Origin of the sequence: Blastomonas sp. (assembly GCF_030373265.1) — a bacterium.
In the GTDB taxonomy this organism is placed as follows: domain Bacteria; phylum Pseudomonadota; class Alphaproteobacteria; order Sphingomonadales; family Sphingomonadaceae; genus Blastomonas.
In genome coordinates this window covers 1-14,896 of the sequence record NZ_JAUCZC010000010.1, presented here as the reverse complement: position 1 = coordinate 14,896, position 14,896 = coordinate 1, and the positions used below count along the sequence as shown (strand labels likewise).

General features: G+C 62.4%; 10 protein-coding genes and 1 pseudogene. 4 read left to right on the top strand and 7 right to left on the bottom strand.

The window, feature by feature from the left end; all coding sequences use genetic code 11:
• Nucleotides 1-57 precede the first annotated feature (57 nt).
• Nucleotides 58-1,137, top strand: coding sequence for a PA0069 family radical SAM protein (locus tag QUV11_RS07780; protein ID WP_300881404.1), 1,080 nt, complete (start codon nt 58-60; stop codon nt 1,135-1,137).
• A gap of 63 nt (nt 1,138-1,200) precedes the next feature.
• A complete protein-coding gene (locus tag QUV11_RS07775) occupies nt 1,201-2,025 on the top strand; it encodes an SMI1/KNR4 family protein (protein WP_300881510.1) in 825 nt (274 codons plus the stop codon).
• 143 nt (nt 2,026-2,168) lie between these two features.
• Here the strand turns inward: QUV11_RS07775 and QUV11_RS07770 are convergent, their stop codons facing one another.
• Both QUV11_RS07770 and QUV11_RS07765 read right to left on the bottom strand, forming a co-directional pair.
• The gene (locus QUV11_RS07770; RefSeq protein ID WP_300881403.1) at nt 2,169-3,482 is read right to left on the bottom strand and encodes an NAD(P)/FAD-dependent oxidoreductase; all 1,314 of its coding nucleotides are present in this window, start codon (nt 3,480-3,482) and stop codon (nt 2,169-2,171) included.
• 92 nt (nt 3,483-3,574) lie between these two features.
• A complete protein-coding gene (locus QUV11_RS07765) occupies nt 3,575-4,063 on the bottom strand; it encodes a TspO/MBR family protein (RefSeq protein WP_300881402.1) in 489 nt (162 codons plus the stop codon).
• A 134-nt stretch (nt 4,064-4,197) separates the two neighbouring features.
• On the opposite strand from QUV11_RS07765, the gene QUV11_RS07760 reads away from it, so the two are divergent.
• Nucleotides 4,198-5,826, top strand: coding sequence for a M17 family metallopeptidase (locus tag QUV11_RS07760; RefSeq protein WP_300881401.1), 1,629 nt, complete (start codon nt 4,198-4,200; stop codon nt 5,824-5,826).
• A 27-nt stretch (nt 5,827-5,853) separates the two neighbouring features.
• Here QUV11_RS07760 and gloB read toward each other — a convergent pair whose 3' ends face one another.
• The 3 genes from gloB to QUV11_RS07745 all read right to left on the bottom strand — a co-directional run bounded on the left by gloB (nt 5,854) and on the right by QUV11_RS07745 (nt 7,204).
• On the bottom strand, nt 5,854-6,582 hold the full coding sequence (gene gloB / locus QUV11_RS07755; RefSeq protein ID WP_300881400.1) for a hydroxyacylglutathione hydrolase: 729 nt from the start codon (nt 6,580-6,582) through the stop codon (nt 5,854-5,856).
• A gap of 149 nt (nt 6,583-6,731) precedes the next feature.
• The gene (locus QUV11_RS07750; RefSeq protein WP_300881399.1) at nt 6,732-7,022 is read right to left on the bottom strand and encodes a UvrB/UvrC motif-containing protein; all 291 of its coding nucleotides are present in this window, start codon (nt 7,020-7,022) and stop codon (nt 6,732-6,734) included.
• A gap of 2 nt (nt 7,023-7,024) precedes the next feature.
• The gene (locus QUV11_RS07745) at nt 7,025-7,204 is read right to left on the bottom strand and encodes a hypothetical protein (RefSeq protein WP_300881398.1); all 180 of its coding nucleotides are present in this window, start codon (nt 7,202-7,204) and stop codon (nt 7,025-7,027) included.
• 430 nt (nt 7,205-7,634) lie between these two features.
• Here QUV11_RS07745 and QUV11_RS07740 point away from each other — a divergent pair.
• A pseudogene (locus tag QUV11_RS07740) lies at nt 7,635-7,970 on the top strand (efflux RND transporter permease subunit); the annotation flags it as partial.
• A 174-nt stretch (nt 7,971-8,144) separates the two neighbouring features.
• Here the strand turns inward: QUV11_RS07740 and QUV11_RS07735 are convergent.
• Together QUV11_RS07735 and QUV11_RS07730 are read right to left on the bottom strand one after the other, a co-directional pair.
• Nucleotides 8,145-10,073 carry a hypothetical protein gene (locus tag QUV11_RS07735; protein WP_300881397.1) on the bottom strand — a complete coding sequence of 643 codons (1,929 nt, stop codon included), beginning with the start codon at nt 10,071-10,073 and terminating at the stop codon, nt 8,145-8,147.
• Nucleotides 10,063-14,364 carry a hypothetical protein gene (locus tag QUV11_RS07730; protein WP_300881396.1) on the bottom strand — a complete coding sequence of 1,434 codons (4,302 nt, stop codon included), beginning with the start codon at nt 14,362-14,364 and terminating at the stop codon, nt 10,063-10,065. Before QUV11_RS07730 ends, QUV11_RS07735 begins: the two co-directional genes overlap by 11 nt.
• Nucleotides 14,365-14,896: the final 532 nt, after the last annotated feature.

The window sequence follows — 14,896 nt, the reverse complement described above, 5'->3', positions numbered from 1 at the left end:
AAGCGCCATGCCACCAGGCCTATTGCATTTGTTCCGTTTTTGTTTCACTTTGCAGACATGTCAATTCTGCCACCTGTCAGGGGTCGCGGCGCCCCGGCCAATCAGGCTTCCCAGCGCTTCGGGCTGCCGGTGCGCGAGGCCGACGGCGATTGGCTTGACGTTCAGGCGTCGATCGATGACGCATTGCCGCCGCTGCGCACCACGGTAACTGTCGAACATCCCCGATCCATCCTGTCTCGCAACACCTCGCCCGACCTGCCGTTCGACCAGTCGGTCAACGCCTATCGCGGCTGCGAGCATGGCTGCATCTATTGCTATGCGCGGCCCACCCATGCCTGGCTCGATCTGTCGCCGGGGCTCGACTTCGAAAGCCGCCTGTTCGCCAAGCCTGATGCCGCCAAGCTGTTGCGCGCGACGCTGCGCAAGCCGGGCTATGTGCCCAAGGTCATCGCGCTGGGCACCAACACCGATCCGTATCAGCCGATCGAGGCCGATTATCGCATCACCCGCGATATCCTCGAGGTGTGCCTGGAAGCGCGCAATCCGGTGGCGATCACCACCAAGTCGGATAGGGTGCTGGCCGACATGGAGCTGCTGGCCGAGATGGCGAGGCATGATCTGGTCGCGGTCGCGCTGTCGGTGACCACGCTCGACGGCGCCATCGCGCGCACGCTCGAACCCCGCGCTGCCACCCCACGCAAGCGGCTGGCAGCGATCAACGCTTTGGCCGAGCGCGGCATCCCGGTGCACATGAACGTCTCGCCGGTGATCCCTGCCATCACCGATCACGAGATCGAGGCGGTGGTCGCCGCCGGGGCCGAGGCGGGAGCGCTGTCGGCCTCGTTCATCCCGGTCCGCCTGCCGCACGAAGTTGCGCCGCTGTTCCGCGCATGGCTTGACGCCCATTTCCCCGACCGCGCGGCCAAGGTGATGGGCATCATCCAGGAGATGCGCGGCGGCCGCGACAACGACCCCGATTTCGGCACCCGGATGCGCGGCCAAGGGCCGTGGGCCGAGCTTATCCGCACCCGCTTCCGGATCGCACTCAAGCGCGCGGGGCTGAACCGGCATGCGTGGCGGCTGTCGGTCGAGGGGTTTCGATCCCCTGCGGACGGGATGCAGGGGGAGCTGTTTTAGAAAGGTTGCGTCGGGTGGAATGGCAGAGACTGGCCGTGGGCCCGCAAGCGGCAGTTGGAGGACATGGATCGGACGAGACGTAACCTGCTGATCGGCGGCTTGGCACTGGGCACGATGGTGCTCGCTGGGTTGCTGCGTGATGCCTCCGCCACGCGTCAGCGCAACAGAAAGGTCAAAAGGAAAATGACGGACACGCCCGAACGCCCAGCCGGCACCCCCAAGCCTATGCTTGATGAGGACATTGCGCCGGTGCTTGCGCGGCTTGATGCCTGGTATGCAGCCAATCTGCCGTTGCCCGAATATGGCTTCAATCCGCCAGCGACGGACGCTCAGATCGATGCGGCCGAGCAATCGATCGGCCTGAAGTTGCCGCAGGCATTCCGCGATCTCTATCGATGGCACGACGGTGAGCACGATGACCTTTGCGGTCACATCTACGGTCTTCCGTTGTTGCCGCTGGAAGACGTCGTCGCGGAGCATCAACTTTGGCAGGAGACGTTGGAGGATATCGACGGCGACCGGTACGCCATCTCGGGCGGGTCATGGCCCGATGGCGCAGTGGACCCAGCGTACATCAACCCCGCCTGGGTGCCGCTCACCCGCGACGGGGGAGGCAACAGCATCGGGCTGGATTTCGATCCTTGGCCGGCTGGCCGCGTCGGCCAGGTCATCATCTTCGGGCGGGATGAAGACGTGAAGGTCGTTCTCGCCGAATCGCTGGGTCATTTCCTCGCTTGGGTGGCAGGGCTTTTGGAAAGCGGAAACTTCGAACTGCAGCCGATCGAAGGCGAGGACCAACTGCACAGCTTTCAGCTCAAGGAGCCGTCTACGGACCACTTCCATGATGGCGTTCGCGCGCTGCTTGGCGCGCCGGATGCCTATTTGTGATCCACGCCCGGGTCTGAAAGTCGGCAAAACGCCGGTTGCGGAATGCGGCTCGTCGGATGACGTCATGATGGCACCAGCGCCCGCTCAGCCTGAGCGGAGGTGGGCTGGGCGCTCGGTAGATAGCCGACGGGCGCCCCTCCCCCTCAATGCAGCTTCAGCTTCGGCCGCACGATCTGGTTGACGTGACCGATCACGATCAGCGAGATGCCACGCACCCAGCCGTGAATCGCGATCAGGTGCATGCGGTAGAGCGACTGGTACGCCCAGCGCGCCAGCCGGCCTTCGACCGCCATGCGCCCGCCGACGAGGTTGCCCATCAGGCTGCCCACGGTCGAGAAGCGGCTGAGCGACACCAAGGATCCGTGGTCCTTGTAGACGAAGTCGCGCATCGGCTTGCCCGCCTGCACCCGGCAGAGATTGTCGAAGATATGGCTCGCCATCTGGTGCGCGGACTGTGCGCGTGGCGGCACGGGGCGTTCCTCTCCCGGCAGGATGCACGACGCGCAGTCGCCCAGAGCGAAGATATGGTCGTCGAGCGTGGTCTGCAGCGTCGGGCGGACGACGAACTGGCCAAGCCGGTTGAGTTCGAGATCGCTCATCTCGCTGACGCCATCGGCGCCCTTCACCCCTGCTGCCCAGACAATAAGATCGGCAGGTATTGCGTCGCCATCGCGAGTCTCCACGCGATCTTCCTTGACCAGGACCACTTGGGTGTTCTCTCGAACGTTGACGCCCAGCTGTTCTAGCTCGCGCTTCGCCACCCCCGCCAGTTCGGCGTCGATCTGCGGCAGGATGCGCGGGCCCGCTTCAACCAGGGTGACCTCGAGCTTGGCTTCGTCGAACACCTCCAGCCCATAGTTTCGCAACGCCTTGGCGGCGTTGTAGAGCTCGGCGGAAAGTTCGACCCCGGTCGCGCCGCCGCCGATGATGCAGATCCGCACCTTGGCGTCCGGATTGCCGGTGTTGTGCGCGTGATTGGCGCGCAGACATGCATTGAGCAGCCGCTGGCGGAAGCTGTCGGCCTGCGCGCGGTGCTCCAGGAAATGCGAATGTTCGCGCACGCCCGGCGTCCCGAAATCGTTGGAGACGCCGCCGAACGCCAACACCAGATAATCGTAGCGAATCCGGTGTCGTCCGATCACCTCCCTGCCCTGGTCGTCGATCAATGGCGCGGTGGTGATGTGCTTGGAGGTGCGGTCGATGCTTTCAAGCGCACCGTTGAAGAAGCGATAGCCCCAGCGCACGGCATGACCGCCATAGCCAACCTCATCAAGATTGGCGTCAAGCGATCCGGCGGCCACCTCGTGCAGCAGCGGCTTCCAGATATGGGTGAGGTTGCGATCGACCAGAATGATGTCGTGCTTGTCGCGGCCATACTTGCTGCCCAGCCTGCGCACCAGTTCAAGCCCCCCTGCCCCGCCGCCGACGACCACGATCTGCGTCTTCTGATCGGTCACATTACCTCCCTGAAAAGTGTCAACCGAAGTTAACACACTTTAAGAACAGACAAAGCGTTTTGGACCGAAGGATTTCGGTATCCCGCAAGAAATCAGGAGGATGCAGCCTTGCCGAACGGCCGGTTGAGGCGCACGATCTTGGCGTTGAGGATGGCGGCAAAGCTCACCCACACAAGGTAAGGCACGATCAGCCAGCTTGCGAGCACCGAATATTGCCGCAGCCAGATGCACATCGCGAACACCGAAGCCCACAGGAACACGACCTCTACCTGAGCCCAGTCAGGCCGGTGCAGCTTGAAGAACAAAGGTGACCACAACAGGTGGAAAACGAAATTGGCCGCATACAGCGCGATGATGATGCCGCGATCGGCATCGGTGGTGGCGCCGTTCCACGACAGCACCAGCGCCCAAGCCGCGGCCCCGAGTATGATCGTCCAGGCAGGGCCGAAAAGCCAGTCGGGGGGTTGCCAGCTTGGCTTCTTGAGGTTCTTGTACCAGCTCCCGATCTCGGTCAGCAGGCCCCCCGCTCCGCCCAGAATGACGGCCCAGGCGATGGCGGCGATGACGATCGGGCTGAACATGACCCGACAATGGGGGCCACCGCGAGGATGCGCAATGGCCTATGTTGTCCTTGCCCGGATAAAGGCTTGCCGCCCCATGGCTATGCTGCTGAAATGGCAACCGTATATAATCACATGCAAAGGGTGCTCTTCACATGCTCAGTTCACGCAACGCGATCTCCGCGGGTCTTTCGATTGTCTTGTCGGCAGCCGCCTGGGCCTCTCCTGTCATCGCGCAGACCCGCAGTGCAGACGCCGTCGCGCCATCGCTGACGCTGAAAGCCGCAAGGCAGCAGCAGCGGGCGGTTGCGTTTGTCGCAGCCCCCGCCGCGATGACGGGCACTCTGGTTCTGCCGTTGGCGAGCGAAACCGATCTTGCCACCCGCGCCAGTGCGCTGAGCGAAGCGGAACGCAGCGCTGTTGCCCGCGCGCTCGGCTCGGCCGAGTTCGATTATGCCACGCAAGGCGCGCTGTCGCTGCGCGGCATCGGCGGCTGGGACCGCATTCATGTGGTCAGCACCGGGTCCGACATGAGCCCTGCCGCGCTCCAGAAGCTGGGAACCTTGGCCGGGCGCGCCTTGATGAAGGACAAGGGGCCGGTCACCGTGCTGGCCACCGGCCTGCCCGCCGAAGCCGCAGCCGAGATCGCAACAGGCATGGGCATCGGCGAGTATCGCTCGGACATCTATAATGCCAAGGCGCTGCAGGCCGAAGCGATGGCGGGCACATCGATCGTCACCGACGCCGCCGATGGCGCGCGGACCTTGTATGAAGGGCGCGGCAAGCCCCTGGTTGAGGCGATGGCGTTCGCGCGCGACCTGTCAAACGAGCCCGGCAACGTCGTGTATCCAGAAAGCTTCGTCGAGCGCGCCCGCGCTGCCTTTTCCGGGGTGCCGGGGGTCAGCATCGAGGTGCTCGACGTGCCCGCGATGGAGCGGCTGGGAATGGGCTCGATCCTGGGATCGGGCCGCGGATCGGCGCGGCCGCCGCGGATGCTGATCGTGCGCTATGCCGGGCGCGGCGCACCATCCGGCGGGCCCGTGGTTCTGGCCGGCAAGGGCATTACCTTCGATAGCGGCGGGATCTCGATCAAGAACAGCGGTGGCATGGGCGACATGAAGTTCGACATGTCTGGCGCCGCAAGCGTGGTCGGGGCGGTGCTGGCGCTGTCGAAATCGCGCGCGCCGGTGGACGTCGTCGCGGTCGCCGCATTGTCCGAAAACATGCCCGATGGCAATGCCGCGCGCCCTTCGGACGTCCTGCAGGCGATGAACGGCAAGACCATCGAGATCATCTCGACCGATGCCGAAGGCCGCCTGGTGCTCGCCGATGCGGTGGCCTATGCCGATGCCAGGCTCAACCCCGCCGCGATCGTCGATATCGCCACGCTGACCGGATCGATCGTCACCGCTTTGGGTGATGATTATGCCGGGCTGTTCAGCCGCCACAGTCCGCTGGCGGATCAGTTGCTGCAGGCTGGCGAGAAGAGCGGTGACGCGCTGTGGAGGATGCCGCTGCACCCCAGCTATGCCGAGGATACCAAATCGACCATTGCCGATATCAAGAATTCGGGTGCCAGCGGTGCCGGAGCGGGCGCCGGCGCGCACTTCATCGGCGCCTTCATCAAGCCCGAGACACCTTGGGCGCACATCGACATCGCCGGAATGGCGTGGGGCAGCGGCGGGGATACCAAGGCTGCCGGGTCGACCGGCTATGGCGTGCGACTGCTCGAAGCGTTCGTGCGCGATTTCCAGCCGGTGCCCAAGGTGGCCGCCGAGGAGTGAAAGCCCTTAGCCCGAGCAGCGCCGCCGTCAGCCCTTGAAGCTGTCCTTGGCGGCGCGACGCTCGGCCAGTTCATCGGCGCTCGTGGCGCGCATGAACGGGTTGGTGGCGCGTTCGAGCGCGATGGTGGTCGGCACCGTCGCCTCGCCGCGCGCGCGCATCGCGTCGACCTCGGCCATGCGCTCGACGATTGCGGCGTTCGCGGGCTCGGCCACCAGCGCATAGCGGCCGTTCGACTGGGTGTATTCGTGCGCGCAATAGACCTCGGTCTCGCCAGGCAGCGCCGACAGGCGCTGCATATTGTCGTACATCTGCGCGGGCGTGCCCTCGAACAGCCGCCCACAGCCCATCGCGAACAAAGTATCACCGACGAAGATCACCGCTGCTTCTGCAAAATGATAGGCGATGTGGCCGCTGGTGTGCGCCGGCACGTCGATTACCTCGGCGCGCAGTGCACCCAGCGCAACCGTGTCCCCTTCGCGCACCATCTTGTCGAGTGTCCCGATCCGGTCCTGCTCGGCTGCAGGTCCGGTGATCGTGCACCCGGTCGCCGCCTTGATCGCAGCATTTCCGCCGACATGATCAGGGTGCCAATGGGTGTTCCAGATTTGGGTGATGTTCCAACCGCTCTCGGCGGCTGCCGCCAGCACCGGCTCGGCCTCGGCGGGATCGATGACAAGCGTCTCGCCGCTGTCGGGCTCGTGCGCCAACCAGATGTAATTGTCGGAAAGGGCGGGAATGCGGATGATCTCTATCATCAGCGCGTTGTGCCCAATCGCGCTAGCCTTGCCAAGGCTGCATCGCGCCCAACCTACGGTGCGTTGCCCCTCAGGCCCAGATTGCTATCGCCATATCGTTGCTTTTCCGGCGAGACCACGCGCAGGCGCGGCATCGCACGCGGTGGTCGTTATCCTTTGCGCGGTTTGCGGGGAGCGGTTTTGCCGGATGTCATCGGATCGGGCTTCGGCGGTGGCTTCCAGCCTTTAGGGGGCGTCACGCGCTGCTGGCTGGATCCCAGGCCCATTGCGCCCGGCTGCTGCCGTTCCACACCCGACAAATCGGCCTGCTCGGCTTCTGAGGCCGAAGCGCCGCCGCGTATCAGGCTGATCTTGTCCCGGCATCGCTTGGCTTCCTCGAAGTCCAAGGCGCGTGCCGCAGCGTCCATTTTCAGCTGCAGGTCCTGGAGTGTTTCGCCCATCGTTATCTGAGCTTCTTGATGGGCAGTCCGTCCGCCTTGGCGCGTTCCTTCACCGATTCCTCGCTGCGAGTCAGCGCTTTGGCCATGGCCTTCAAAGGAATGCCCTTTTTCGCCAATGCATGGAGTTTCTGGAGCTCTGCGCTGGTCCACGGTTGTCGATGTCGTTCGAATTTATCTGCCATGCGCCATGTTTAGTGGATCAGGAGCACCACGGCGAGCACTTCGTGAAATCGCCGAATGGACAATGTTCGCAGGGCTCTTCTGAAGCAGGCGTGTCAGCGGATTTCAGCAAACCCTCTTGGAGAAGAGGGTGGTGGCAGGGCTTGTATCGAACTATTTACCTATCGCATTGTAACAGCTAGCTTTTTAAGATGTTCTAAAATCTACTCCCTCACATTCTCCCACATTTTTTGATTGGATACGGCATTGATTGCTCCGATCGTCCCTTATCCCGCCATGGCTGATTGACGTCTCGGATCCTAGATAGCCGTATCGCGCAATCCCCTTCCCGATTATTTGAGTAGGCTTTCTACTATCGACCCAACATTCGCCGTTTGTCGATCGGGCGATGAACGGCAGCCCTCGCCACAACCTTCCATTCGCTCAGAGGAAAGCCGTTAAGCAATTAAGCGCCCTAGTATCAGACGTCAGACCATTCTGGCACGATACCGAAACATGCCATTCCAGCGAAGCGAATATGTGCCGCTGCTCACCTTTCCCGACGTTGAGGGCGAGACGTTGGTGCCGATGGCGCTGACCGTCATCATCGCACTCGCCTGTGCGTTCGTCCTTTCGCTCACTTTCGTGCCCGGATCGATCGCGCTGTGGCTATCGAAGCGGGTCGAAGAAAAGGACGTGCGGATCATCTCCTAGCTCAAGCGTCGCTACGAACCAGGGCTGGACGCGGCAATGAAGCGGCCAACGGTGACCATCGGCGCGGGGGTCGGCAGGCGCGTAGAACGCGCCGTCCTCCGGCCAGATCTCATCGATCGCAGCCCCGCGCTTGACCGGGTTGTGGTGTCGGCGACTAATGCGACCAGCCTCGACTAAAACTGTGACAGGTTCGCTGCTGGTTAGATGCGCGAAACTAGTGTTTCCGCAGATAAAGAAGGTTTTCTTTGTCTAGCTCGGATCGGCCAGAATTCTGTCAAATGCGAGCGACGTGAAAGATCGGGCCGAGGATAGCTCAGGACCGAGCTGTGGTTCGAAGTCCCGCAGAAGTTCGAACGCACGCATGAGATTGATCGATGGTGCGCCGGGCTTCTGCGCAAAAGCGAAGCTCTGTGCGATATTGCCAGCACGCTTGCGCCAAGCCGGTGGGTCGGCCTCTGCTGCGGCGGCAAGCATTGTCAGACGCGGCGCCGCACCCGCGTCAACCAGCCCTTCTGTGCCCGCGACGCGGAGCGCCAGATCGACAACCGCATCCGAAAGCTCCGTGTCTCGCCACCGCGCGGCGAGCTGGAGGACGACCTCACAGGCGAACAGAAAGTTCGTGCCTTCGAGGCTCTCGATGAAGGGGGGTAACGCAGTCGCTAAGCCATGCCGGGATTTGACCGGCGCTTCGAATGACACCGAAAGCTTAATGAGATCGCTCAGCGAGCGCTCCAGATTGTCCTTTGCCGTAAAAGCGGATCGTGCCGCTTCGACATCTTCCGCATCGAGCAATGTCAACCCGCGCCAATCGTCATGCAATTCGTTGAACGGCGTCGCTGCGAACAGAAACAGGCCCCACTCACTGCCCGCAAGTGCGGCAAGTGCCCGCTCACCGGCCTTGATCCAGCTTTCCGGACGATCTTCTTCCGGGACGATGGCGATCGCCGCGGTCGCCCGAGCGAGCAACATCGTGTGGATCATGGCCATATTGAAATGATGCGGCTGCCAGATTGGCGCGTCACGGATGTCGCACAGATCGGCTAGCCGAGCCTGCGGGGCGAAGCTGCGCATCGCTTGATCCTCAAAAATGACCGGATCGACATTTGCGTCGGCGAAGAGGCGGAGGAGGTGGCTCGCGTGCACGAACCGCCCGAGCCTCCGCGCGTAAAGCGGCCACGCGGCAAGCGTGCGGTGACGCGCGGTGAGCGCGGTTGTGATCGCAACAAGCGATTCCAGTGCTGGCGCATTTCTGGTGATCAGCGGATCTTCCTTGTCGAAGAGCCGTGGCGCGATCGCGTCTGCGAGCGGCGCCATCTTCGGGTCGGAATAATGTCGGCAGGCGATCTCGAACGCCGCGGCCACGCTGAACGGATCGGGCACGCCCTGGAGTTTTTGGACGAGCAAAACCCGCTCCGGCGCGCTGAGATTGTCGCTGGCCTGCGCAACAAGTCCTCCCTTCAGCATCGAGAGAGGGGCGCTGAGCGCGAGAAGCCGGCTCAGTCGGGCGGTATCGAGCGTGGCCGCAGCCACCAGCCAATGTGCCACGAAGCCGTCAAAATCTTCGCTCGGCCCAATTGCCAAAAGCCCGGCATAGTGATCCGGTTCGAGTGGCACAAGATCGTCGAACCTCGCTTCGCCGGCGGAGATTTCCTGGACCATTGCGCGAAACACCGCCTCAGGACTCTCGCCGAGCTCGGTTTCCAACGTAATCAAGTGCGCTTCATCAAGCGGACCCTGTGCAACAATTAGTCGCCAGGCGGCCTCGCGATCCGCGGAAACTTCGCCTGTTGCCACAATCGCGTCGAGCATTGCCATTCGCTTCGCAGCATCGTCGCTCAGCAGTGCCACGTGGACAAAGCGGGCGGCCTGTTGGCCAGCCCGCAGCACGCCGGCCCCATCCTCGTCGAGCGAGCACTCTTCTGCCTCAAGCTTGCAATCGACCGACGCGAGCTTTACGGGTTGGCCATTAGCGATTGCACGAAGGGCGTCGAATAGTTCGTGACGGTGAAATCTCTTGTCCCACAGGCGGATGAAGTTACCATCAGGAAGGCCCATCGCCCGTAGCACGACCGGATCGGACAGCATGAAGGTGCGTACCGCCTCGGGGAGGTCGGGGATCGCCGACCGCAGCACCAGCCGCGTTTCCTCCTCCGGCGTGAGCTGAATGTCACTCTCCATCACTGGCCTCATCGCTCGCTGGCCGGGTTAGGAATGCGGTCAAAGTCTTGGCCATGGCTTCGATTGCTCCCGGATCGCGCCGTTCGACGCCTGGCGCAATCACGCCCTCAAACCATTGCTGGTATGGTTCGCTGCGCCCCTCGGGCAGCGCGAAGATCGAAGCAATCGCCCACAAGGTGTGACGCGTCACGTCTTGCACCCAGAATTCGCGATCGGGAGATTCGTCCGTCGCGCTCGCGGCGGCTGCATCCGGGATCATGTCGTGGAGCCAGCTTGCTGCGCGCGCAGCGTGAACGGGGTCTTCAACCTCCTGCCACACACGTCTGATGGTGAAGGCGATCGCAATGCACATCGCCTTGAACCAGACCCGCTCCTGCGGAAGCTGGATCACCTTGCGCGCTAGTGGCAAATGAATGCTGTCGCGGATCGCCCGCAGTTCGGCGTTCGGACCAATCTCCCAATTGCTCGACAGTGCGGCGTTGACCAACTCATGCGGGTCAAGCGGCATGAGCCCGGCCCCGCCATTGCGAAGGCTCTCGCGGGCGGCGGCGAGGTCCGTTTCGTTGATCACGCCCTTCTTGTGCAGCATGACCAGTAGATCGGGAGTCGTCAGAAACGGCACTTTTCGTCCCGTGCGATCCGTGAACTCGAGATACTTGTTCATGGCCCGATCGTCGCATACCAGCGCATCCATCCCGCCCGCATCGCGCAAGGCATTGACGATCGGGCCCATCATGTCGCGATCGGTTGCGCGGTCTTCGTCTTCGCCTTCTTCGTTTCCATCTTCGTCGTCATTTTCGCTGCTGACCATCTCGTCACTGCGCAGTCGCATCGGGCCGACGCGCGCGCGGCCATTCGTAATCGCATCGGACAAGATTTCACGAATCTGGTCGATGCCTTGGCGGACTTTCGCGCCTGCTTCTCCGGCCGCGATTTCCCGGTCGGCGAGGCTCGCAACTTCGGGCAGGACGATCAGCGCGCCGGCATGCGCCTTGAGCATCATCAGCAGGCCCGCATCGTTGAGATACTGGACCGCCAGATTGGTCAGGAATAGCGGTTTGGCTTGCTCGGGGGCAATTTCGTCAGTCCAGCTGACGCCGCTGCCGGCGACCGCCGACCTGGCTTGTCGGGCACGCGCGGCGCTCAACGTCCCTAGCCCGACGAGGGACTCAACCAGCCCGGCCGGGCTCAAAAGGCGGGCCGCGAAAGGTGCCGGATCGACCACTTCGCGCAGGTTTTCCGGTGGATGGATCGGCGCGGTGTCGACCACATATCCCTCGCGTGCCTCGGCAGCCTGGAACAGGCGCGCGAATTCTTCGCCGACCTGAGACACAAGCGCGGGATCGCCAGCGGGCAAATCCTCGACCGCGAGCGTGCCTGATCCCATTTTATCCTTGATCTCGCGCGCCTGCGCGATCCGGCTCGGCTGCGAATGCGCGACGTTCTTTCGGTCTTCAAAAAAACTGTTGAGCGTGCCCGCAGGCAACACAACGGCATCGAACGCCTGAATGGCCTGCTCCAAAAGGCCGAGCTGATACAGGACGAGGATTGCGAGCGGCTCGAACCCGACCGTGGAAATGTCCTGATCGAAAGTCGGCGACCGATTGCCAGCGTAGAGTGGAAGCACGGTACGGCGCCGACTGTCGATCTGATCGACATTTTCGGCCATGCTCAGAAGTATCATGCCACTTTGCGCCCCGCGCGAGCGACCGAGCGCAATGAAGATCGGCACTTGGGCCGTGTTGACGAGCTCGTTTACGCGCTCGGATTGAGCCCGGGAATCTTTCACGATCTCGATCACTTCTTCGAAGTCCTTCGAGAAGATCGGTCCCTCGGGGGTCGAGTTTGCCATCGCCGTGCCGAACCAGCCACTAACTTCAGCGCTGCGCTCGAAGCCGGCATTCACGGCGATCGTATATCCGTTCATGTTCAGCGAAGGATCGTCAGGGCGCTTTGCGATTGCCGCCCGCGCCAGCGGCATGGCCGTCTGGCTGTTGATGGCTTGGGCGACGTGCGCAGCAGCCATCAACTGTGCCGCGCTACGGTCGACCTGTTTCGCTAATTCCTTCTGCACCATGGGTTCGAGCTCGGCCCAGCGACCGGATTCGACCGCAACAAGGATGGCCAGTCTACGGGTATTTGCATCGTCGACGCCGGCGGCACCCAAGGCTGCCAACTCGTCGATCGCGTCCAGCAATCGACCCTGGCGCTGCCGCGCCCAGGCAAGGTGCGTGTGCAGGAACGGGTCTTGCCTGCTCAGGTCTCCAATCTCTTCCAGAAACGCTTCGGCCTCCGCGGTCTTTCCGGCCCGAACCAGCGCGTCGCAAGCTCGCCGTGCGTCCTCGATCTGGTGTCGCTGCCGCCAGAGCTGAACCAGATACTCGCCAAGCCGCACATCACCATGCAGATCGAGCGCGCCGACCAGCAGCACTAAGTCGTGGGTCGCCTTAGAAGCCTCGAACTGCGCAAGCCGCACACTGATCGAATCTTCGCCGGCGGCCTCAGCGATCACGGAATCGAGAAACACCTGAGCCTTGTCCGAAAGGTTTGCGCGTTCCTGTGTCAGGAGTGCCTTAGAGCCGTCCAGATCACCTAGGCGCGCGCGTGCCTCGACCTCCAGGCCGATTACGGTTTCCGCCCCTTGAATGTCCTTCAGCCGGTCGCGGTAGGCGGAGATGAAATCGAAAATCTCCTGATGACTGTCGCCCCGCATTTTGAGGGCGAAGGCCGCGCGCAGCTGGATATCATCGTATCCCCCGAGTTGCTCGGCTTGGGCAAGTCGCGCGCGAATCGCAGCCCAGTCCAATTCGACCCGGTAGAGCGCCGCGATCGGCGCTAACTCCATCGCTTCACGCGGATCGGCGAGCCGCTTTGCGAGCGCCTCGCGAGCGCGCCTGCGGTCGTCCGCGTCACCATGGTTGAGGTCGATCGCGAGAAGGTTCACGTCGGTAAGGCTGGACAGGTCCGGCGCATCAAGATCGCCAAGCTGTTCCTTTAGCAAGATGAGGTCGGCGCGAGCAGCCTTCAGCCGTTCCTGTCCTTCATCATCGTCCCGAACGTCACCAGGGTGAGGAAACAGGCCATCAGTATGAATGAAGCGTGCGGCAACGTCAGCTGGCACTGCGCCGCTCATGCGAAGCCGTGCCCGAAAAAACAATATCAACGGATTCTCGTCGATTTGTTCGGCCGTGGCAGAGGCCAACAAAGCCTCCGCGTCCGCGAACCTCGCGGCCTGTATCAGGCGACCTCCCATCCCTTGCAACGCATGCCCGGTCAGCTCATCCGGCTGCAAGTTGTCCTCGAAATACTCGAGCGCCTTGGCCTCGCCGTCGCGCTTCTGAATCGCGTCGATCAGCAAGCTTTTCGAGAGTGCATCGGGCCGGTCCCGAAGAAGTAGCATCGCGTCGCCCGGGCGGTCGCGAGCCATGGCTAGGCGCGCCCGCTCGCAGGTCGCATCAACGCCAAGTTCCTCTGCCTTCTTGATCCAAGTCTCGGCTTCATTAGGATGTCCGCTACGCGCCAGCGTTGCGCCAATCTCGCGACAGGCCGTTGCCCGGACGCCCGGACTCGCCTGCTGCAGACCATGGCCAAGTCGCGACCCCAATTGCCGCACTTTCTCGATCAATTCATCGACTGCGACAAACCGCTGCCGCCTCAGTTTGCGAATTTCGCCAAGCACCGCCTGATCTAAGACCTCAGCATCGACAGCGGGAGAGCCGGCGCTGATCTGGATCTCATCGATCTTGCCCGAAATTGCTTGAATCCCATCAATTAGCTCATCGTGGCGCGCGCCTTGCAGATCAAGCGTCACACGGTCGGATCTGTTCAGATGGCCGAAAAGCGTGAGCGCGGCGAACCGGATCGCATCCTCGAGCAAGGTCTCGCCGTAAATGCCTTCTTCACCGAACAGCTCGGCATGGATTGCGCGCGCCTCGGTGAGTTCCTGATCGATCGCGCCACCAAGTAAGGTCTTGCGCGTTCCGGCTTTTACGAGCGCGACAATGCGGTCGTCCTCGATGAACCGCTTGGCATCCTCCCCGGCGAAACTATCCGGTCGGCCGGACAACAGGCCTTTTAGCTTGGCGGCAATGGCGGCAGGTATAGTTTCCGATGCACCCCGCAGAACGGCGATCGCCTCGTCCATTTCGCGGTCGGCGGTACCCAAGGTTGCGACATCGGCATATTCCGCCCCCCGCCGCGCCAGTTGCAAACGCAGCTGCGCGATGCTGGGCTTTGCTCCTGCGGCAAGAATGGCCTTGCCCGCGCTGATCGTGAAGGGATCCAAGTCCATCCTCGTTGCAACTGATGGTGTGAAAAAGGGAGCGCCTGACTGATCAAAATGTATCTAGAATGATCGTTAGGTACCAGCAACGATCGATCGGTGGAACCGCCCATCACCGCGCCGACGTCGCATTGCAGCGATCGGAACATGGCAAATCTTGAAAGAGGCAAATATGCTGTTGCGGGAATATGGTGTCGATGGTGATGCGCCGCGGCATCTCCCGTCGCCGGGCGCGTGCATCTATTGTGGCGGAGTCGGTGTCCGCTGACGGCAATCAGACGTTCGCTGATCTACGAATTTATTTGGTCGACTCCAGCTCAGGGCGTTGTCTCCCGACGATCGACAGCAATCTCGCGTTCCGGCCCGAAACCTGTCAGTCCGAAACCGGCCCAGCCTCTGTCGCTCTCCGATAGCTGGTCGGCGCAGTGCTGGACGTCGGCTTCTGGCGGGACCTGCCGTTCGACAAATCACCACGGAACGGCAGAAAAGTTCTAAATCCGGAAGTTCGGCAACTGGGCCGGTTGTTAATTGGCAGGTCCTG

Coding starts and splice junctions, on each gene's coding strand:
- QUV11_RS07750 (WP_300881399.1), bottom strand. CDS start 7,022: ATGGGCGAAACACTCCAGGACCTGCAGCTGAAAATGGACGCTGCGGCA.
- QUV11_RS07745 (WP_300881398.1), bottom strand. CDS start 7,204: ATGGCAGATAAATTCGAACGACATCGACAACCGTGGACCAGCGCAGAG.
- gloB (WP_300881400.1), bottom strand. CDS start 6,582: ATGATAGAGATCATCCGCATTCCCGCCCTTTCCGACAATTACATCTGG.
- QUV11_RS07775 (WP_300881510.1), top strand. CDS start 1,201: ATGGATCGGACGAGACGTAACCTGCTGATCGGCGGCTTGGCACTGGGC.
- QUV11_RS07730 (WP_300881396.1), bottom strand. CDS start 14,364: ATGGACTTGGATCCCTTCACGATCAGCGCGGGCAAGGCCATTCTTGCC.
- QUV11_RS07735 (WP_300881397.1), bottom strand. CDS start 10,073: ATGGAGAGTGACATTCAGCTCACGCCGGAGGAGGAAACGCGGCTGGTG.
- QUV11_RS07760 (WP_300881401.1), top strand. CDS start 4,198: ATGCTCAGTTCACGCAACGCGATCTCCGCGGGTCTTTCGATTGTCTTG.
- QUV11_RS07780 (WP_300881404.1), top strand. CDS start 58: ATGTCAATTCTGCCACCTGTCAGGGGTCGCGGCGCCCCGGCCAATCAG.
- QUV11_RS07765 (WP_300881402.1), bottom strand. CDS start 4,063: ATGTTCAGCCCGATCGTCATCGCCGCCATCGCCTGGGCCGTCATTCTG.